The following is a 19,031-nucleotide window of genomic DNA, read 5'->3' as shown; positions in this document are numbered from 1 at the left end:
GACATATCATGCGTAGTGCATTCGACTTCGCGCCCTACCGGCGCTCCACCGTCGGCTTCGACCGGCTGTTCGACATGCTGGAGAACAGCTCGCTCGGCCAGACCCAGGAAAATTACCCGCCTTTCGACCTGATCAAGGCGGGCGAGAACGAGTATCGCATCGAGCTGGCGGTCGCCGGGTTCAAGCCTGACGAGATCGACATCACGAGCCAGCAGAACCAGCTGGTCGTATCCGGCCGCAAGAACGAGGAGTCGGACGAGACTGGCTCCGACTATATCTATCGCGGGATCGCCAACCGCTCGTTCGAGCGCAGGTTCGCGCTTGCCGACCACATCCAGGTCCGTGGCGCCGACCTCAAGGACGGGCTGCTCGCGATCGAGCTCGTGCGCGAGATCCCCGAGGCGATGAAGCCGCGCAAGATCGACATCGGCGGCAGCGCGCGCCAGACCATCGAGGCGAACGCCGAGCACGCCAAGTAAGTTCGGGCTTGCGACACAAATGAAAAGGCTCCGGAGGTCATCGCCTCCGGAGCCTTTCTTTTGCGCGCTTTTGGCTGGGGAGCTTACCAGGCGCGGGTTTCGGCGATCTCGGCAGTGCCCGCGGCAATGACCAGGGCGTCCGCGATCTCGTCATAGGACTGACCGGCCTGCAGCGAGGCGACGAGATCGACGTCGATCTCTTCCTGGAGGCTGCCGTCGGGTCCGCGCATCACGATCCAGACGCGGGACTTATCGTCGATCTTTTCGTGTTTCATGGAGAGGGTTCCTTGGGGAGCTGGGTGTTGACGGTCGGCTATCGCTTGGCGATATCGACCTGGAGGTAAGTTGCTGGAATCTCGGTGCGACCGGCCCCGCGATTTTGTGCGACGAAGAGATCAAGCAGCTCCTGGTGAAGCTGATCTTCGCGATTGTCCCTCGCCGCTGCCTCGTAAGCGTTCATTGTGGGTCCGTAATAAAGACGGAAGGTTTCCAGCAGGTTTTCAGGCGGGCCGTCCTGGCGGAAGACCCAGGTCTTGCGGTTGAAGTCGACATTCTCCGGCGAAATGCCGGCCGCGCCGAAGCGCTCGAGCACGTGGAAGTCGTCGCCCCAGGTCATCGGGCTGACGAAGCCTTCGGGCGGCGGAGGCGTGTAGGCCGAGCTGATCTTGAGGATCTGCGCGACCAGGGTCGGATCGCCCGGGATCCAGTTTCCCATCACGATGCGTCCTCCGGGCTTGGTCACGCGCACCATCTCCCGCGCGACATCGCACGGCTTTGGCGCGAACATCGCGCCGAAGATGCTGACCACAAGGTCGAAGCTCGAATCCGCGATACCCGTGAGGCGGCTGGCGTCGCCCTGCTGGAAGCGGAGGTTATCGAGGCCGGCTGCCGCCGCCCGCGCATTGCCCGCCGCGACAAGGTTCTCGGCGATGTCGATGCCGAGGACCACGGCGCCGCGCTCGGCGGCGGGAAGCGCGGTCGTGCCGTCGCCGCAGCCGAGGTCGAGGACCTTCGTCCGAGGACCGATTGCCAGGCTTTCGACGAGGTCTTCGCCGCTCTGCCGCATGGTCGCGGCGATGCGGGTGAAGTCGCCCTTTTCCCACAATGCCTTGTTTGGATTCACTGCCGGGGTGCCGAGATCTGCCACGAATGAAACTCCTGGTGTCGAAAGGGACGGGCGCCGCGCTCGGAGGGGAGGAGAGCGCGGCGCCCTAGGGGGTCAGCCGAGCTGCATCGATCCGTTGACGCGGATCGGCCGGCTGATGTTGAAGTAGTTGGGCGAGGTCTTCATCACCGTCTGGTGGATTTCCTCGAACTCCTCGCGGGAGCCATCGCCCTTGATGCGGACCTGATAATCGATGGCTTCATAGCCAGGAGCGACGGCGTCGCTGAGGCCGAGGAAGCCGCGCAGGTCGAGCTGGCCATTCGTCTTGATCTCGACGGATTCGAGATTGATGCCCTTGAGCGACGCACCGGCGACATAGCCGACCATGATGCAGGCGTTGAATGCCGCCATGAGCAGCTCCTGCGGGTTCGGCGCACCGTCGCTGCCCAGGAGCTCGAACGGCTCGTCGGCGACGATCTTGTGGCTACGCTCGATGCGCTCGCCGCCCAGAGTGTAGCCGTCGACCGTCGTCTCGCTGCGGGTCTGCCCGCTCCACTTGGTCGTGACATCGAAGGTGACCAGCGCCTTGCTGGCGTCGGCCTGGATCGCCTCGACAGTCTCGCCGAGGGCGACCAGGTCCAGCCCGTTCACGCGGGCATTCTTCACAGTATCAAGCATGTTCAATTCTCCAGACTGGAATAGATGTTCAGGCGAAAATTGGGGCCGCTTCCGCGATGCGTTCAGCAGCGCGCGGCGAGATCGCTTCGAGCGTCGCCTTGAAGCGCTCGTGGACCATTCCTGAGCCGACGTAGGTCCAGCGGGCAGCCTGGTGCTGCTGCGCAAGGATCTCGTCACGGTTCTCGAGCTTCCGACCGATCATGGTCTCGAGCGCGTCGAGGTTGAAGCCGGCCTGGCTCTTCAGGCCTTCGTCGAGGAACGCGCCGATCTCGAAGAACTCGTCCATCACGCGATCGATCTCTTCTTCGCTGCGGCCCTCGGCCAGAGCGTCGACGATCAGCGTGTCGAGCTTCGCGTGCTGCGCTTCTTCCATCCAGTGATGGCGCATCAGGCTCTTGAAGAGCGGGTCGATGTCGCCGTCGTCGCGGATCGAGCCCAGGTAATGCTGCTGGGTCATCCACTCGATCATCAGGATCACCAGCCCGACCGCGAGCGGGTCGTGGCTCAGGATCTTGGCGCCAATGGCCTCCGACGGGCCGATCACCTCGCAATGGACGAGGAAGCCGCGAAGGAACGCCGAGTGATAGCGCTTGAACAGGTGAATGTGCTTCGCTTCCTCGCTGGCGAAATTGAGGAGCGCCCGGACGCGCCAGTCGTCACCCCGCAACGCGGGCCGCGCATGATCGAACAGGAAGGGGAGAATGAACTCCTCGACGATGCCGAAAATGCTCAGATACTGGTGCGCGCTGATCTGGTTCAGCGTGCGCTGCTCATCGGCGCTAAGCGACGTCAGCGCGGCCGTGCGGGCAAGACTCTCGGGCATGAAGTTGCGCGAGAAGTCGAGATCCTGGTTGGCCGCCAGAACGTCGTCGAGCTGCCATTGCGCGCGAAGCGATGACGCAAGCGCGTTCTCGTAGTTGAAGTCATGATACATGGGGACGGTGCCTTTCGATCAAGGATGGATGACGAAGGGAAGAAGAGCGGTCGCAATTGCGGACACACTCGACAGCGCCGTAAACAAAATGATCGCGGCGCTTCCCGAACGGAGAGCGTTTTCATTGCTGTTCATTTGTCTGTACCCCTTAGTTTTCTGCGCGAGTTCTTCCGCCCTCCCGAACACAGCGTTCAGGAGTTACGGTTCATCGCTGCAGTTGCGGGAGTGTCTCTACATAATGGCGCGATTCGCCAAAATGATTGCGCTGCCGGATAAATTGATCGAAACGCCGGAGCGCGCCTCCCATGGACGTCCTCGATGAAATCCTAAGCTCGCTGCGCCTCACTGGTGGCGTCGTGATCGATGGCGAGTTCGGCGGCGAGTTCTGCGTCCGCGCGCAGTTCACGCCCGATCATTGCGCGCCCTTCTTCCCCGTGCCGGACACGCTCATCGCCTATCATTATGTCCGATCCGGAGAGATGGTGGTCGAGGTCGACGGCTTGCCGCCCGCGACGGTTTCGGCCGGCGAAATCGCGATCCTCCCGCACAATGAGCCCCACGTCCTGTCGAAGCGCACGGGACTGAAGCCGGTCGATGCGAGCGATGTCACCTGGATCACTTCGGACGGCGTGCATCGAGTCGCATCGGGCAATGGACCGGAGGTCACCCAGGTCTGGTGTGGCTTCCTCGGGACTGCGAAGAGCAGCTCGCATCCCATCCTCGATGCGCTGCCGCCCCTGCTGACGCTCGACATCAAAGCGAATCGCGAAGACTGGCTGGAAACGTCGATGCGCTTCGTCGCCGAGCGCCAGGCATCGCCGGAAATGATCGCACGTCTGTCGGAGCTCTTCATTGCCGAAGCGGTCCGCGAATATGTTGACCAGCTTCCCCACGGCGGGAAGGGCTGGCTGGCCGGGCTGCAGGACCCGGCCGTCGCGAAGGCGCTTTCGATCATCCATTCCCGCTACGCCGAGGAGCTCGACGTCGAGGGACTTGCGCGCGACGCGGGCGTCTCCCGGTCCGTATTGGGCGAGCGCTTCGCCGAGCTGATCGGCGAGCCGCCGATGCGATATTGCGCGCACTGGCGGATGCGCATGGCCGCGAACATGCTTCGCGACGGCAAGCAGAACACGGCGAACATCGCTTATTCGGTCGGCTTCAACAGCGAGGCCGCGTTCAATCGCGCATTCAAGCGCGAGTTTGGCGAGCCGCCCGCGACCTGGCGGCGCCGCACCGAGGCCGAGGAACGCGCTCGCGTGCGAAGAATGGAGCGCCGCGAGCTTCCGCCGCAGGAGATCAAATATTGCAAGGCAGCCGACGGGACTCGGCTCGCTTATTCCGTCATCGGCAGCGGCGCCCCGCTCGTGAAGACCGCGAACTGGCTCAACCACATCCAATATGACTGGGAGAGCCCGCTCTGGCGGCACTGGATCGACGAGTTCACGCGCGGGCGCGCGCTCGTGCGTTACGATGAACGCGGCAACGGCCTGTCCGACTGGGACGCGCCGGACCTCAGCCTCGAAGCCTTTGTTGCCGACTTGGAATCGGTAGCGGATTGCGCGGAGCTCGAGCGCTTCGACCTGCTTGCGATCAGCCAGGGCGCCGCCGTCGCCATCGCATATGCGATCCGGCACCCCGAGAGGGTGCGTAAGCTGATCATCTGCAATGGCTATGCCGCGGGCTGGGCCGTACGCGCGGACCCCGCCGAACTTGCGCGGCGCGAAGCGATGATCACCCTGACGGAGATCGGCTGGGGCGCCGACAACCCGGCCTATCGCCAGCTCTTCACCAACCATTACATCCCGGAGGCCACGCCCAAGCAGATGGGATGGTTCAACGAGATGCAGCGGCTCTCGGCGTCACCGGAGAATGCGATCAGGCTGCAGCGGACGCTGGGAGCGATCGACGTGCGCGAGCTGCTGCCACTGGTGCGAACTCCGACGCTGATCTTCCATTCGCGCGAGGACCAGGCGGTGCCCTTTGCCCAGGGCGAGGAGCTGGCGGCCAACATCCCGGGTGCGCAATTCGTGCCGCTCGAGAGCCGGAATCACATCATGCTGGAGACCGAACCGGCGTGGCAGACTTTCGTCGAGCTCACGCGCGGCTTCCTCAACCGCGACGTGGGCGACACGGCGCCAATCGCTGCTCCCGCGGTGCGCGGCCTTGCGACCGACGAGATCAAGCGCTGCCGCGGGGCGGACGGGACGAGCATTGCGTTTGCGATGAGCGGAGAAGGGTTTCCGCTGGTCAAGGCGCAGACGTGGATGACGCATCTCGATCATGACTGGACGAGCCCGGTCTACCGCCACTGGCTGCACGAAGGCACGCGAGCGAACCGCATGATGCGTTCCGACATGCGCGGGTTCGGATTGTCCGAGTGGGAGCCGAAGCAGTTCGACTTCGAATGCCTGGTCAGCGACCTCGAGACGGCGATGGACGCCGCCGAGATCGAGCAATGCGACCTGCTCGGCATGTGCCACGCCGCGCCCATCGCGATCGCCTATGCGGCGCGCCATCCCGAGCGGGTACGAAAGCTCGTGCTTGTGAACAGCTTCGCGGCGGGCTGGCGGGTGCGCGGAGACCCTGAAGAGATCGCGTGGCGGGAGTCGCTACTGGAGATGAACCGCCGGCAGCCGAGCTTCCGCCGCAGCCTGCTGGGCGAGATGTTCATCACGCTCTACTTTCCCTCGGCCGGCCAGGATGTCATCGACTGGCATAACGAGCTGTTCCACACGCTTGGTCCCGTCCCGAGCATGGAGCGGATCATCGAGGTCGCTTCGACGATGGACGTGCGCAACGAGCTGGCGAACGTGCACGCGCAGACCCTCGTCTGTCACTCCAATCTGGACGGGAATGCGCCACTCACTGCCGGCAAGGATGTCGCCGACAAGATCGCGGGCGCGCGTTTCGTCGAGCTCGACAGCGCCAATCACATCCTTCTCGGCGACGAGCCGGCGTGGCAGGTCTTCACGCGCGAATTTCGCGCGTTCCTTTCGGACTGATTGTCCGTCACGGGAGTGAATCCCGTGACGTCGATCGACACGGCTGCGCCGGTCGTCGGCCGGCTATCACGCTCTCTTCGCGCTACTCCGCCAGCACCTTGTGCTGGCGTCGCTACGCTCGAGCGCTCTAGCGGACGCGCGGGCCGCCGAACGGCAGCGGGGGCGGCGGACGACGATCGCGGCGCGGGAGCTGCGCCTGATAGGCGACGCCGCAATGCTCGACACAATAAGGGAAGCCCGGGTTGGCGGCCTGGCCGCAAAAGTGAAAGTCGGGCTCGCCCGGGTGGCCGATCGGCCACTTGCAGATGCGGTCGTTGAGATCGAGCAGGCTGGTCTTGTCGGCAACCTCGGGGCTTGGCTTCGCTGGCACCAGCCGGCGCGGCGGAGCAGGAGGGATCGGCGCCTGCTGCTCGCCGGGACCCTGGCGAATGAAGCCGCCGGGGCCGATCGAGCGATATTGCATATCGGGGTTCAGGCGCTGGGGGGACGGGGCGTGCGGTGCAGCCGCCTGCGGACGCGGCGACGGGGCTTCGGCGCGAGGAGCGGGCTTTGCCGCCGCTGCCGGGGCGGGCGCGGCCTTCTTCTCTTTCTCTTCGCCCGGCTTGACCGGGGACGGGCGCTGCTCGAGCCCGAGACGATGCGCCTTGCCGATGACGGCGTTGCGGCTCACTCCGCCGAGCTCATCGGCGATCTGGCTGGCGGTCGCGCCGTCGGCCCACATCTTCTTCAGGCGTTCGATACGCTCTTCAGTCCAAGACATCTAAAATTCAGCTCCACCAGTGCCGAGCTTGCAGCCACGGTCCGCGACCGATAGGCGCTCGGCTGTGAACGACCAGCCCCACAATTGGATGCGCCACGCGCCGGGCGAGCCGGTGCTGAAGGGCGTCAATCGGGGAGGCCTCAAGACCCTCTATATCAAGGAGGTGCGCCGGTTCTTCAAGGTGCAGATGCAGACGGTGTGGGCGCCGGCGATCACGACCTTGCTTTATCTGGTCATTTTCACGGTCGCGCTGGGCCGGAGCGGGCGCACCATCATGGGCGTCCATTTCGCCGACTTCCTCGCGCCGGGCCTGATCGTGATGGCGATGGTCCAGAACGCGTTCGCGAACTCCAGCTTCTCGCTGCTCGTCGGCAAGATCCAGGGCAATATCGTCGACTATCTGATGCCGCCCTTGTCGACTGGGGAGCTGATCGCCGGACTGGTCGGCGCGGCGGTAACCCGCGCGTTCCTCGTCGGCGTGGCGGTCTGGCTGGCGATGCTGCTGTGGCCGGGAGTGTCGGTCGCCGTGCGGCGGCCGGAGCTCGTCTTCTATTTCGGCCTTATGGGATCGCTGATGCTTGCCTTCCTTGGGCTGCTGACCTCGCTGTGGGCCGAGAAATTCGACCATGCGGCGGCGGTCACGAATTTCGTGGTGACGCCCCTCTCGCTGCTGAGCGGCACTTTCTACTCGGTGCACCAGCTGTCGCCGACCTTCCAGGCGGTGAGCCACGCGAACCCATTTTTCTACGTGATCTCAGGCTTCCGCGCAGGCTTCCTGGGCATCAGCGATTCGCCATTGCTGGTGGGAGGGCTGGCGCTGCTGGCGATCAACATCGCCCTCTGGATCGCCTGCTACGCGCTCCTCCGGAGCGGCTGGAAGATCAAGGCATAAGCCCCGCAACAGCTCCATAAACGGGGCTTATCGAAATCGGCTGGGCTTTGATTGGCCGCGGCAAACTCGTTTCGCCATTAGAACGGCACCGGTTCGTGGCGTGTTCCACCAAGGCCTTGGTCGCACTCATCCCCCCTCAAGGAGTTGAAACGTGACCAAAGAAATCATGATCGTGGCCGGCCTCCTGCTGGCCAGCAGTCCAGTGGCGGCGCAGGACGTCGTCGTCGTGTCGCCGCCGTTCGAGCGTATCGCTTACGCAGATCTCGACCTCCTGTCTTCCGCGGGAAGCCAGGCGCTCGAGGCGCGGATCCGCCATGCGGCGTTCAACTTGTGCATCGAGAGCGGCGTGAAGCCGCTGGCCGTCAAGCGGCTCGAGCAGGCTTGCTTCAACGCAGCGGTCACCGATGGCCTGGACCAGGCCGAACGTGTCACCGAGGCGCAGCGTGCGGGCCGCGAGCTCGCCACCGCGAACATACTCGTCCGCGCGAAGTGATCTTGCGTCCGGCAGCGGGGGAAGGTGGCGACGCCTTCCTCCGCTGTTTCGTCGTTCAGCCCTGCTTCAATGGCGTGGGCCTACTAAGGGCAGGTGCACAAGCTGATCGTTCCGATCGCCGTCCTGGCGGCGGCAGTCACGCCTGCCGCGGCGCAGCGGCCCGCACCGCCGACTAATCAAACCGACTTTCAGCGCGACACCGCCAGCATGCTGCGCGCTCGGGTTGCGAGCATCGACATCAGGATCGACATGCTTCGCGACCGGCAGATCCTTAGCGCCGCGGACGCGCAGGAGCTGCACGGGACTGCGCGAACGCTGGAGCGGCGCCTCCATGGAATGAGCAGGCGCGATGCAAGCGACATCGAAACCGCGCTCGCGCAGCTCGAACGGCGGGTCGGCTATGGGATGGAGGACGCGCGCTGGGGCCGCCACGCCTACAGCGTTGGAGAAGATCGTCACATCGACAACCAGCCCTACAGGGGCGGCCGCGATTCCGACTACAGGCATTTCGATCGCTACACCGCGCCGCCCGTCGATCGGTGGCACGATCCGTTCGATCGCGGCGGAGGCCTGTGAGGCGCTCGAGCCAATCTCGTTAAGGATGTTGAACGATTGATAACGGAGGCGTTCAGCCTCCCATCAAGGCGAATCGGCGACACCTTGCGCATCAACTGCTCAACAGAGGAGCGACGTTTATGCGTAAGGTTCTGATTTCTCTCGCAGCTGCCGGATCGGCTCTCGCGATCGGGTCGCCGGCCGCCGCCCAGTATTTTCCTGTCCAGCAGCCTTACGGTTACGGCCAGGGCTATTATCAGGGCTACAACCAGTACGGGCATATCCGCGCGCTCCAGGACCGCATCAATCGCGTGGAGCGCAACATCGACCGGCTGGATCGCCGCAACGTGATTCGCGAGCGGACCGCCCGCAACCTGCGCGAGGAAGCCCGTTCGGTCGAGCGCCGTCTCCGCTATGCGTCGGGACGCGGTCTCAGCCCGTGGGAGTCCAACGACATGGAGCGCCGCGTGTTCAACCTGGAACGCAACGTCCGCGTCGCAATGGGCCGCGGTTGGCGCAACGATTACGGCTTCAACGGGTACAACGGCTACACCGCCAACGGCGACTACAATCGCTATTATGCGGACCGTGACCGCGATGGCCGCAACGATCGCTGGGAAGACGATCAGGGCCGCAATCATGATGGCGGCAATGGCCGCTGGGGCGATCGCGACGACTAAGCGTCCCCTTTAGTCGTCATGGAAGGGCGCTCCGGAGCAATCCGGGGCGCTTTTCTTTCACTTCAGCGCTTAAGCTTGAACGCCAGCTAACGACTGCATTCAGGGTCGGAACATTCGGGTGGTGGCAGTGTTCGTTCCAACAACTGAAGTAGGAGTAGCGTAATGCGCAAGTTTCTTATTCCCCTTGTTGCGGCCGGTTCGGCGCTTAGTCTTGCGGTCCCGGCGGCAGCTCAGTGGGCGCCGCCCGTTTATAACTACCAGCCGTACAATTTCGGCTATGGTTTCAATGGGTTCAACTTTGCCCGTTCGATGACCAACCGGGTCCAGAGGCTGCGTGCGGACATCCATAACCTGCACGTCCGCCGCATCCTGTCCTTCGCCGAGGCACGGTCGCTGGACACCGAGGCGCGGACCGTCGAGCGGCGTATCTACAATGCGTCGCGGCACGGGATCACCAACCGCGAAGCGCGCAATGTGGAGAATCGCGTCCACCGGCTCGAAGTCCGCATTTCGCGCGAGGCGCGTGACTGGAACGGTCGCCCGCGCCGATAGCCGGTAGCAATGCGGCTTGAGAGAGCGCTCCGGGAGTCGATCCCGGGGCGCTTTTTCTTTTTTTCCCGTCCGGCTATAGGCGCGGAAGCGGCCGGGGGCCGCTCCCATTCATAGCTCCAGGAGCCGCCATCCATGGCCATTACGCCGCTCATGCCCGTCTACCCACGTTCACCGGTTCGTCCGGTCAGGGGCGAAGGCGTCTATCTCTATGGCGAGGAAGGCGAGCGGTACCTGGATTTCGCGGCGGGCATCGCCGTCAACCTGCTTGGGCACGGTCACCCGCACCTGACCAAGGCGATCCAGGATCAGGCCGCGACCCTGATGCACGTATCCAACCTCTACGGCTCGCCCCAGGGGGAGGCCTTCGCGCAGCGGCTGTGCGACCTGACGTTCGCCGACACGGTGTTCTTCACCAATTCGGGCGCGGAAGCGGTCGAGTGCGCGATCAAGACCGCGCGCCGCTACCATTTCGCGAAGGGCAACGCGCACAAGCACAATCTGATCACCTTCTCGAACGCGTTCCACGGCCGCACGATGGCGACCATCAGCGCCACGGACCAGGCGAAGCTGCGCGACGGCTTCGCGCCGCTGCTGACGGGATTCACGGTCGTCGATTTCAACGATCTCGACGCCGCGCTCGCCGCGATCGACGAGAATACCGCCGGTTTCCTGCTTGAGCCGATCCAGGGCGAGGGCGGCATCCGCCCGGCGACGCATGAATTCCTGGCGGGGCTCCGCGCGGCCTGCGACGAGCACGACCTGATGCTCGTCTTCGACGAGGTCCAGTGCGGCGTCGCCCGTACCGGCGCGCTTTACGCCTATGAGCATTACGGCGTGGTGCCGGACATCATGGCGTCGGCCAAGGGTATCGGCGGCGGCTTCCCGATGGGTGCGTGCCTGGCGAGCGAGAAGGCCGCGGCGGGCATGGTGATCGGAACCCACGGGTCCACCTATGGCGGCAATCCGCTCGCGATGGCCGCCGGCCAAGCGGTGTTCGACGTGGTCGCCAACGACGAATTCCTGGCCGAAGTTCGCCAGAAGGGCGAGCGCCTCCGCGCCGCGCTCGAGCAGATGATCCCGAACCACGATCATCTCTTCGAGAGCGTTCGCGGCGTCGGGCTGATGCTCGGCGTCAGGATGAAGACCGACAGCCGTGCGTTCGTCACCTATCTGAGGACGAAGGGCCTCCTCGCGGTCAGCGCCGGCGACAACGTCATGCGGGTGCTCCCCCCGCTCACCATCGAGGAAGAGCATATCCGCGAATTCGTGGACATGCTTTCGGCGGCTGCCGCGGAATATGAGGTGCCTGCCGCGGCGGCTTAACCGGTCGGTTGGAAAGCCGGTCGGAGGGCCCTATTTAGGACCCATGCCCGAAACCCAGCTGAATACCGACGTCGCGCTCGGCGTCGCGATACCGTCGCGCAACGCGCGCGGCCGAATCGCGCGCCTTGGGCCGGTTATCGACGCGGTTCTTGCCAATCATCGCTACCCACCCGTCATCGAACGGCTGATGGCCGAAGCGCTCGTGCTTACCGCCCTGCTCGGCTCCTTGCTCAAGGAGAGCGAGGGTCAAATCACGGTCCAGGCGCAGACGGAGGCCGGAATCGTCGACCTGCTGGTCTGCGATTATCATTCAGGCGAGCTGCGTGGGTACATCCGCCACGATCCCGAGCGGCTGGCCGAGGCAGGTCCCAACCCGTCGCTCTTCGCCTTGTTCGGCAAAGGCTATCTCGCGATTACGTTCGATCATCCGGTGATGAATGAGCGCTACCAGGGCATCGTGCCGCTCGAAGGAGATAGCCTGGCGCACGCCGCGCAAAGCTTCTTCATGCAGTCCGAGCAGATCCCCAGCATCGTTCGGCTGGCCGCCGAGAAGAAGGACGGCCACTGGTCTGCAGGCGGATTGCTGTTCCAGCACCTGCCTGAAGGCGAGGAAGGACGGGACCGGCTGCACACGCGCCTCGACCATCCGGACTGGCCGCATATCGCGATTCTCGCGGGATCGGTGAAGCCGGAGGAACTGACGGACCCGTCGCTCGCGCTGGACGACCTCATCTGGAGACTTTTCCACGAAGAGGATGAGGTGCGGACCCTCGCGGCGCTTGCGCTCAGCAAGGGCTGCCGGTGCGATCCGGACTATGTCCGTTCCGTGCTGGCGCGTTTTCCTGCCGAAGAGCGGCAAGCGATGGTCGGTGAAGACGGCTTGATCCGCGTGGATTGCGAGTTCTGCTCATCCAGCTTCGCCATCCAGCCGCACGAGCTTTCGTAAAATTAACGTGGGCTATCCAACAGTTAACGGAATCGTGCTAGCCTGATTCGCATGCGTAAGAGGTTCACCCTGTCGATTATCGGTGCGGCCACGCTGGGTGCGTGGACGCTGGCTGTCGCGCAACCGCCCAACGCGCTCGCCCAGACGAGTCCCGGGCTTTACGAGATCGCCGGCTTGCCGGGGGCCAAAGCTCCCGCTCGCGAGTGCATCGGGGACGTGACTTTGCTCGGCCAGTTCGAGCATCGGCGCAACAATTGCACGCGCAAGGTCCTCGCTTCGAGCGGCAATACCGTCACAATGAATTACGAGTGCAAAGGCGGCGGGTTCGGCCAGAGCAAGCTGACCGTCATCACGCCGCGCAACCTTCGCGTTGAAACCCAAGGGATCTCCGACGGCTTGCCGTTCAATTATGTGCTGCAGGCGCGCCGAATGGGCGAATGTGCCGTGAAGACGCCTGCAAGCGTCCATTAAGCCCTCGTTTAACCAAAACAGACTAAGACGGACTCGTGCCGGATTTGGTACGCTTTCCTCCCAATCGGGCGGCGACGTCCGATCACTGGGCCGCTCCTCTCCGGATGAGCGGCCCTTCTTTTGTCGAGCATGACGCCGTAGAGGCCCCGCGATGCTCTACCTCGTCATCAAGGCAGCGATTTCCGGCATGATCGTCGCTGCGGTCTCAGAAATCGCTCGCCGCTATCCCGGCTGGGGCGGTTTGGTCGCATCCGTGCCCCTGACTTCGCTCCTGGCAATGATCTGGCTGTTCCGCGACACGCACGATGCGGAGCGGGTCGCCGAGCTCTCGGTCGGCACCTTCTGGTTCTTCCTGCCCTCGATACCGTTGTTCGTAGTGCTGCCGCAGCTGATCCGGTCAGGCGTCGGTTTCTGGCTGAGCATGGCGATCGTCGTGGCCGGCACGCTGGCGCTTTATGCCGTGATGTTCTGGGCAGCCCCGAGGCTGGGCCTGAAGCTGTGAGCCGAAGAGCCATCGTCCTGCTGTCGGGCGGGCTGGACTCCATGGTGTGCGCCGCGCTGGCGCGTGAGGCGGGATTCGCGGTGACCGCGCTTACGATAGATTATGGCCAGCGCCATCGCGTGGAGCTGGACGCCGCCGCTGTGATCGCCCGCCAGCTCGCCGATCGCCACATCGTGCTGCCGCTGGATCTCCGAGCGTTCGGCGGTTCCGCCCTCACGAGCGATATCGAGGTGCCTAAGGAAGGCGTCGGCGAGGGCATTCCGGTCACCTATGTGCCGGCGCGCAATACCATCTTCCTCAGCCTTGCGCTTGGGCTCGGGGAGGCCAGCGGAGCGCGCGACATCTACATCGGCGTGAATGCGCTCGATTATTCCGGATATCCGGACTGTCGGCCTAAGTTCGTCGAGAAGTTCGAGGAGCTAGCGGCTCTCGCCACGAAAGCGGGCGTGGAAGGCGACCCGTTCAGGATCCATGCGCCGCTGCTGCATATGACCAAGGCCGACATTGCCGGCGAGGCGCAGCGCCTGGGCCTCGACGCGGCTCTCAGCCACAGCTGTTACGACCCGCTTCCCGGCGGCCTTGCTTGCGGGCAGTGCGAGGCGTGCCGTCTTCGCGCCAAAGGCTTTGCGGAGGCGGGGGTGGCCGACCCGACCCGTTACGCATGACCTACGCGGTCAAGGAATGCTTCCTGACGCTGCAGGGCGAGGGCATGCAGTCGGGCAGCCGCGCCGTGTTCCTCCGTTTTGCGGGCTGCAACCTCTGGTCCGGCAGGGAAGAGGATCGGGAAACGGCGCAATGCCGCTTCTGCGACACAGACTTCGTGGGCACCGACGGCGAGGGCGGCGGCAAGTTCAACTCCGCCGAGGGACTGTCGGCGCATGTCGAGGCTTTATGGGGACAGGGGGCCGACGGTCGCCTCGTCGTGATCACCGGCGGCGAGCCGATGCTTCAGCTGGACCGGGCGCTCGTTGAGGCTCTGCATGACCGCGGTTTCCGTATCGCCGTCGAAAGCAACGGCACGCTTGCCGCGACGCCCGGAATCGACTGGCTGTGCATCAGCCCGAAGGCGGGGACGGAGGTCGTTCAGCGAAGCGGAGACGAGCTCAAGCTGGTGTGGCCGCAGGAAGACATCGATCCAGCGGCACTGGAACGATGGGATTTCCGCCATTTCCTCGTGCAGCCGATGGATTGCGCGACGCGAGAGCGATCGGTGGATGCCGCCATCCGGCTGGTGATGGACCGGCCGCGGTGGCGCCTGTCGCTCCAGGCGCACAAGGTGGTCGGGCTGCCTTAGCTATTCGGTCGAGTTGGTGGCCGGCGCGGCGGTCGTCGCGGGCTCCTTTGCCGGAGCCGGCGAGGTCGAGGCTGACGCGGGCTTCGGGCGCTGGGGCGCCGCTTTCGGCTTTGCCGCCGGCGACGCGCCGTTAGCGCTTGCTCCTGCCTCGCTCGCCAGCTCGTTCGTGAAATCGATGTCGACGTCGGCAGCCATGTTCGCGGAATCGGCGGTAACCGCATCGATGGCGGTCACGTCATTGGCGACGATGTTCTCGGCGGTGAGATCCTCGTCGATGTTGACCGTATTGTCGGCCTGGTCGTTGTTGCCGCAGGCGCTCAGCGAAAAGGCTGCGACTGCAAGAAGGATGAGGGCGCGCATTCGAAGCTCCAGAATCGGGCGTAAAAAAAGAGGCTGCCGGCAGATACCGGCAGCCTCTTGAAACGCCAACGCCTCCGGCACGCCGGAGGCATTGCAAATTACATCGCGTTGTTCGTCGCGGCGTCGGCAGCGGCGTTCGCGGCGTCGGCAGCGTTGTTCGCGTCGGCAGCGCTGTTCGCAGCGTCCATGGTCATGTTCGCGTCAGTCGCGTTCATGTCCATGGCGTTCATGTCCGTCGCGTTCATGTCAGTCGTCGTGAGGTTCTCATCGACGTTCATGGTGTTGTTGGCGCTTTCGTTGCTGCTGCAAGCCGCAACCGCCAGGGCCGCACCAGCGACCAGGATAAGAGCACGCATTCAAGACTCCCTATTTATTGCGATCTGCAACGGTCGACCCGCTTCGCAAATCGCGCGGACAATAGTCTGAAGCGCTCGCTTGCATCAAGAGACTTTGCACGCAGCCTCCAAACCGTTGAGAAACTGCAAGAAAGTACGCTTCAAGGCGCAATCAACCCTCTCGAAGCCGATTTGTTTCCCAAGCGCGGCGAGGCTGGTGACGCCATATTCCGAGATTCCGCACGGCACGATGCCCCCGAAATGCGACAGGTCGGGGGACACGTTGATCGCAAAGCCGTGAAGCGTCACCCAGCGCTTCACGCGGACGCCAAGGGCGCCGATCTTTGCCTCGTCCGCGCCGTCGCCGACCCAGATGCCGATGCGGCCAGGGGCGCGGTGGGCGCTCACCCCGACATCGGCCAGGGCGTCGATCATCCATTGTTCGAGCGCATGGACGAAGCAGCGGATGTCCTTTCCGCGCTTTTCGAGGTCGAGGACGGTGTATCCGACCCGCTGCCCTGGCCCATGATAGGTGTAACGTCCGCCGCGGCCAGCCTCGTAGACGGGAAATCCCTGCGGATTGAACAGCTCGGCGGCGTCCGCGCTCGTCCCCGCGGTGAACAGGGGCGGGTGCTCAAGCAGCCACACGAGCTCCCGCTCCGTCCCCTCGCGAACTGCCGCGGCGCGGCGCTGCATCAGGTCGAGCGCGGCCTCATAGGGCACGGGCTCTTCGCTGACCCGCCATTCTATATCGTCGGCAGAAGCGGACATGGGGAGGCAGATGGTCTTCGAACGAGCGGTCGGCAAGGACGATTGCGCGGCGCTGGCTGGATCAGCATAAGCCGGAGCTGAGGATTGGGGGAAGCAATGGCGGAATTGTCGGTTTCAAAGGCGTGGGATGAGACAAGGATCATCGTCGCGCGCGACAATCGCCTGTTCGCGGCCCTGGCGCTGGCGCTCGTGGCGCTGCCGGCGACGATCACGGGCCTCATCAACCCAAAGGGAGTCACCGACAACTCGACGCCGCTGTGGGTCGATATGGCCGTTCTCGCGGCCTCGCTCGTGGCGCTCGCCGGCCAGCTTGCGCTGATCCGGATGGCGCTCGGGCCCGCAACCACGGTGGGAGATGCGGTCTCGCACGGCTTGCGGAGGATGCCAATCTACCTGCTGTCGGCGATCATCATCGGATGCGGGCTGCTTCTTGCCGCCGTCCCGTTCGTCCTCGTCGTCATCGCGGCTGGCGTGCAGGTCGACAATGAAGCGGAGCTGATGCGCTCGCCGACCTTCCTCTTCATCGCTTTGCTCTATTTCTTCCTGCTGTGCTTCGTCGGCGTCCGAATGCTGATGTCGTCGCCGGCAGCGAGCGCCGAGCGCATCGGCCCGATCGCCATCATCCAACGCAGCTGGGAGCTGACGAGGGGGCATGGCTGGCAGCTGCTGGGGTTCGTCCTGCTGTTCTTCCTCGCAGCCGTGGTAGTCGTAATCGCCATTGGCGCTGCCGTCGGCATCATCGTCGGGCTCGTCATCGGGCCGATCGAACCGATGAGCGTCAGCGCGCTGGTGGTCTCGCTGGTTCAGGCCCTGGTGCAGGCGGCCGTCACCACCATGCTCGCGGTCATGCTGGCGCGGATGTACACTCAGCTCGCGGGGCGGGCCGACGTCGAAGTGAGCGTGCCCAAGAGCGGGATCTGAGGCGCGCAGTCGGCGGGAAGAATGCCGAGGACGCGCGGGTCCGGGAAGCGCTCTATCGCTCGCTTGTAGGCACGGAATCCGGCACGGCGGTAAGCCGGCAGCGCCGCCGGGTGGTCGAGCGAGCAGGTGTGGACATGGACGCGCTTCACCTCCTCGCGCCAGGCGAGCCACAAAGCTTCGGACAGCAGCCACTTGCCATGTCCCTGGCCGGCGAGCTGCGGGATGAGGCCGATGAACGCCAGCTCGCACTGGCCCGCCTCGCGAAAATCGAGCTCCAGCATCCCGACGACCGCTTCGACCGCGGCGACTTCGTAAAGCTCGACGGCGGGATCGCCGACGATCGCTTCCAGCTTCTCGTCGTCCATCATCAGCCGCGAGAACCACAGCCAGGGCGAGCCGACCTTGCGGAACAAGGCGCGATATTGGTCGGGTGAGGCATGGCCAACGCGGCGCAGCTGCAGGGTCCCGCGCGGAGAGGCGATATCCGGGCGTTCGCTCATCTCGAGGAAGGTGACAACCGCCGCCAGCTCACCGTCGGGCAGGTCCTGGTAGCTCACTTCCACTTCGCCAGCGGCGGCAGGCTCATCAGGATCGCGTCGACATTACCACCGGTCTTGAGGCCGAACAGGGTGCCGCGGTCGTAAAGCAGGTTGAACTCGACGTAGCGGCCGCGGAACTCCAGCAGCCGCTCCATGTCCTCGTCGGTGAAGGGCGTATCCATCCGCTTGCGGACGATCTTCGGCACGATGTCGAGAAAGGCCTCCCCGACGTCTTTCGTGAAAGCGAAATGCGCGTCGAAATGATCCTCGAGATAATCGTAGAAGATGCCGCCGACGCCGCGCGAGACACTGCGGTGCGGGAGCCAGAAATATTCCTCAGCCCACTTTGAGAAGCGCGGATAGAAGGTCGGGTCGTGGGCAGCGCACGCAGCGCGGAAGCGCGCGTGGAAGGCCTCGGTATCCTCCGCAGAGGGGATGGCGGGGTTTAGGTCCGCGCCACCGCCGAACCACCGCTTTGTCGTAGTGAGGAAGCGCGTGTTCATGTGGACCGCGGGCACGTGCGGGTTGGCCATGTGCGCGACGAGGCTGATGCCGGTCGCGAAAAATTGCGGGTCGTCGTCCGCCCCGGGGATGCTTTTCGCGAACTCCGGTGAGAATTGGCCGCCGACGGTGGAGACGTTGACGCCTACCTTCTCGAACACCTTGCCGGCCATCAGGCCGCGGACGCCTCCGCCGCCCGGGTCGCCGCTGTGATCGGTGCGCTCCCACGGGGTGTAAGCGAATGCGGCGTCGGAGCCCGCTTCGCGCTCGATCTCCTCGAACGAAGCGCAGATCCTGTCGCGCAGCGATTCGAACCAGTCGCGGGCGGCCTGTTGCTGGTCGTCGAGCTCTAGCATGGGCGGGTCAGTAGGCGCGGCGCTGCGCCGCCACCAGCATCCTCAGGAGCATCGCGATGGGACGGGGAACGCCGACCTTGCCTTCGAGCCAAAGGCTCACCGCCGATCGCGAGACGCCGATCGCCTGCGCGAGGTCGTTTTGCGTGCGATAGCCTAGGCTGCGCATGGCTCCGCGCAGCTCATCAGGGGACATGGAAGCGAGGCGTTCGTCCATCATCGTGGCTAGATCGCGTCGGGCCCCCTGTCGCCGGTACGGATTCGAATCGCCTGCTCCACGTCGATCACGAAGATCTTGCCGTCGCCGATGCGACCTGTGCGCGCGGCATTTTCGATCGCTTCGATGACATTCTCGGCGAGGCTGTCCTCGACCACGACCTCCACTTTCACCTTGGGAAGGAAGTCGATCACATATTCGGCGCCGCGATAGAGCTCGGTGTGCCCTTTCTGGCGGCCGAAACCCTTCACCTCGCTGACCGTCAGGCCGGAAACGCCGACTTCGTGCAACGCGTCTTTGACGTCGTCGAGCTTGAACGGCTTGATGATCGCTTCGATCTTTTTCACGTGGGCGGCCCCTATTCGACG

General features: G+C 64.4%; 26 protein-coding genes. 14 read left to right on the top strand and 12 right to left on the bottom strand.

The annotated features are described in order from the left end of the window. Window positions 1-8: 8 nt before the first annotated feature. On the top strand, window positions 9-479 hold the full coding sequence (locus LZ538_RS00640; RefSeq protein ID WP_249830070.1) for an Hsp20 family protein: 471 nt from the start codon (window positions 9-11) through the stop codon (window positions 477-479). A gap of 83 nt (window positions 480-562) precedes the next feature. On the opposite strand, the gene LZ538_RS00635 is transcribed toward LZ538_RS00640, so the two are convergent. From LZ538_RS00635 to LZ538_RS00620, 4 genes are all read right to left on the bottom strand, one after another. Next, entirely contained in the window at window positions 563-754 is a 192-nt protein-coding gene (locus tag LZ538_RS00635) for a hypothetical protein (protein ID WP_249830069.1), read from the bottom strand. Window positions 755-792: 38 nt separating this feature from the next. Further along, window positions 793-1,626, bottom strand: a complete 834-nt coding sequence (locus LZ538_RS00630; protein ID WP_249830068.1) for a class I SAM-dependent methyltransferase — start codon at window positions 1,624-1,626, stop codon at window positions 793-795. A 72-nt stretch (window positions 1,627-1,698) separates the two neighbouring features. Next, window positions 1,699-2,262, bottom strand: coding sequence for an OsmC family protein (locus LZ538_RS00625; protein WP_249830067.1), 564 nt, complete (start codon window positions 2,260-2,262; stop codon window positions 1,699-1,701). A 28-nt stretch (window positions 2,263-2,290) separates the two neighbouring features. Further along, window positions 2,291-3,196 (bottom strand): diiron oxygenase, encoded by a 906-nt coding sequence (locus LZ538_RS00620; protein WP_249830066.1) that lies wholly within the window; start codon window positions 3,194-3,196, stop codon window positions 2,291-2,293. A 305-nt stretch (window positions 3,197-3,501) separates the two neighbouring features. Here LZ538_RS00620 and LZ538_RS00615 point away from each other — a divergent pair, with 305 nt between their 5' ends. Further along, a complete protein-coding gene (locus LZ538_RS00615) occupies window positions 3,502-6,198 on the top strand; it encodes an alpha/beta fold hydrolase (RefSeq protein WP_249830065.1) in 2,697 nt (898 codons plus the stop codon). Window positions 6,199-6,325: 127 nt separating this feature from the next. Here LZ538_RS00615 and LZ538_RS00610 read toward each other — a convergent pair whose 3' ends face one another. Beyond that, the gene (locus tag LZ538_RS00610; protein WP_249830064.1) at window positions 6,326-6,958 is read right to left on the bottom strand and encodes a GcrA family cell cycle regulator; all 633 of its coding nucleotides are present in this window, start codon (window positions 6,956-6,958) and stop codon (window positions 6,326-6,328) included. Between the two features lie 88 nt (window positions 6,959-7,046). Here LZ538_RS00610 and LZ538_RS00605 point away from each other — a divergent pair, with 88 nt between their 5' ends. The 11 genes from LZ538_RS00605 to queE all read left to right on the top strand — a co-directional run bounded on the left by LZ538_RS00605 (window position 7,047) and on the right by queE (window position 14,666). After that, entirely contained in the window at window positions 7,047-7,850 is an 804-nt protein-coding gene (locus tag LZ538_RS00605; protein ID WP_249830808.1) for an ABC transporter permease, read from the top strand. A 151-nt stretch (window positions 7,851-8,001) separates the two neighbouring features. Beyond that, window positions 8,002-8,343 (top strand): UrcA family protein, encoded by a 342-nt coding sequence (locus LZ538_RS00600; protein ID WP_249830063.1) that lies wholly within the window; start codon window positions 8,002-8,004, stop codon window positions 8,341-8,343. A gap of 93 nt (window positions 8,344-8,436) precedes the next feature. After that, a complete protein-coding gene (locus LZ538_RS00595; RefSeq protein ID WP_249830062.1) occupies window positions 8,437-8,919 on the top strand; it encodes a hypothetical protein in 483 nt (160 codons plus the stop codon). A 119-nt stretch (window positions 8,920-9,038) separates the two neighbouring features. Next, window positions 9,039-9,578, top strand: a complete 540-nt coding sequence (locus LZ538_RS00590) for a hypothetical protein (protein ID WP_249830061.1) — start codon at window positions 9,039-9,041, stop codon at window positions 9,576-9,578. A gap of 162 nt (window positions 9,579-9,740) precedes the next feature. After that, window positions 9,741-10,130, top strand: coding sequence for a hypothetical protein (locus LZ538_RS00585; RefSeq protein WP_249830060.1), 390 nt, complete (start codon window positions 9,741-9,743; stop codon window positions 10,128-10,130). 132 nt (window positions 10,131-10,262) lie between these two features. Further along, window positions 10,263-11,453 (top strand): aspartate aminotransferase family protein, encoded by a 1,191-nt coding sequence (locus tag LZ538_RS00580; protein WP_249830059.1) that lies wholly within the window; start codon window positions 10,263-10,265, stop codon window positions 11,451-11,453. Window positions 11,454-11,496: 43 nt separating this feature from the next. Beyond that, window positions 11,497-12,399, top strand: coding sequence for an Hsp33 family molecular chaperone HslO (hslO, locus tag LZ538_RS00575; protein WP_249830058.1), 903 nt, complete (start codon window positions 11,497-11,499; stop codon window positions 12,397-12,399). 51 nt (window positions 12,400-12,450) lie between these two features. Continuing rightward, window positions 12,451-12,870 carry a DUF3617 domain-containing protein gene (locus LZ538_RS00570; RefSeq protein ID WP_249830057.1) on the top strand — a complete coding sequence of 140 codons (420 nt, stop codon included), beginning with the start codon at window positions 12,451-12,453 and terminating at the stop codon, window positions 12,868-12,870. Window positions 12,871-13,021: 151 nt separating this feature from the next. Beyond that, the gene (locus LZ538_RS00565) at window positions 13,022-13,372 is read left to right on the top strand and encodes a DUF3147 family protein (RefSeq protein ID WP_249830056.1); all 351 of its coding nucleotides are present in this window, start codon (window positions 13,022-13,024) and stop codon (window positions 13,370-13,372) included. Beyond that, on the top strand, window positions 13,369-14,037 hold the full coding sequence (gene queC / locus LZ538_RS00560) for a 7-cyano-7-deazaguanine synthase QueC (protein WP_347402728.1): 669 nt from the start codon (window positions 13,369-13,371) through the stop codon (window positions 14,035-14,037). Before LZ538_RS00565 ends, queC begins: the two co-directional genes overlap by 4 nt. Then, a complete protein-coding gene (gene queE, locus LZ538_RS00555) occupies window positions 14,034-14,666 on the top strand; it encodes a 7-carboxy-7-deazaguanine synthase (RefSeq protein WP_249830055.1) in 633 nt (210 codons plus the stop codon). The genes queC and queE overlap by 4 nt, the downstream gene beginning before the upstream one ends. Here queE and LZ538_RS00550 read toward each other — a convergent pair whose 3' ends face one another. The 3 genes from LZ538_RS00550 to lipB all read right to left on the bottom strand — a co-directional run bounded on the left by LZ538_RS00550 (window position 14,667) and on the right by lipB (window position 16,132). Continuing rightward, window positions 14,667-15,026, bottom strand: a complete 360-nt coding sequence (locus tag LZ538_RS00550; protein ID WP_249830054.1) for a hypothetical protein — start codon at window positions 15,024-15,026, stop codon at window positions 14,667-14,669. It lies immediately after the preceding gene. A 98-nt stretch (window positions 15,027-15,124) separates the two neighbouring features. Further along, window positions 15,125-15,382: a hypothetical protein gene (locus LZ538_RS00545; protein ID WP_249830053.1), complete on the bottom strand. Its 258-nt coding sequence runs from the start codon at window positions 15,380-15,382 to the stop codon at window positions 15,125-15,127. Between the two features lie 84 nt (window positions 15,383-15,466). Continuing rightward, window positions 15,467-16,132: a lipoyl(octanoyl) transferase LipB gene (gene lipB, locus LZ538_RS00540; protein WP_249830052.1), complete on the bottom strand. Its 666-nt coding sequence runs from the start codon at window positions 16,130-16,132 to the stop codon at window positions 15,467-15,469. A 96-nt stretch (window positions 16,133-16,228) separates the two neighbouring features. On the opposite strand from lipB, the gene LZ538_RS00535 reads away from it, so the two are divergent. Next, window positions 16,229-17,053, top strand: coding sequence for a DUF7847 domain-containing protein (locus LZ538_RS00535; RefSeq protein WP_249830051.1), 825 nt, complete (start codon window positions 16,229-16,231; stop codon window positions 17,051-17,053). On the opposite strand, the gene LZ538_RS00530 is transcribed toward LZ538_RS00535, so the two are convergent. The 4 genes from LZ538_RS00530 to LZ538_RS00515 are packed head-to-tail and all read right to left on the bottom strand — an operon-like array spanning window position 16,999 to window position 19,010. Next, entirely contained in the window at window positions 16,999-17,610 is a 612-nt protein-coding gene (locus LZ538_RS00530; RefSeq protein WP_249830050.1) for a GNAT family N-acetyltransferase, read from the bottom strand. The genes LZ538_RS00535 and LZ538_RS00530 overlap by 55 nt on opposite strands. Beyond that, window positions 17,607-18,449: an oxygen-dependent coproporphyrinogen oxidase gene (gene hemF, locus LZ538_RS00525; protein WP_249830049.1), complete on the bottom strand. Its 843-nt coding sequence runs from the start codon at window positions 18,447-18,449 to the stop codon at window positions 17,607-17,609. Before hemF ends, LZ538_RS00530 begins: the two co-directional genes overlap by 4 nt. 7 nt (window positions 18,450-18,456) lie before the next feature. Beyond that, window positions 18,457-18,666, bottom strand: a complete 210-nt coding sequence (locus LZ538_RS00520) for a helix-turn-helix domain-containing protein (RefSeq protein WP_249830048.1) — start codon at window positions 18,664-18,666, stop codon at window positions 18,457-18,459. Between the two features lie 5 nt (window positions 18,667-18,671). After that, window positions 18,672-19,010: a P-II family nitrogen regulator gene (locus LZ538_RS00515; protein ID WP_249830047.1), complete on the bottom strand. Its 339-nt coding sequence runs from the start codon at window positions 19,008-19,010 to the stop codon at window positions 18,672-18,674. Window positions 19,011-19,031: the final 21 nt, after the last annotated feature.

It is taken from the genome of Sphingomonas hankyongi, from assembly GCF_023516575.1.
Taxonomy (GTDB): domain Bacteria; phylum Pseudomonadota; class Alphaproteobacteria; order Sphingomonadales; family Sphingomonadaceae; genus Sphingomicrobium; species Sphingomicrobium hankyongi.
Note: the sequence above shows the minus strand (reverse complement) of the source record. Positions and strands in the feature narration are given on the sequence as shown.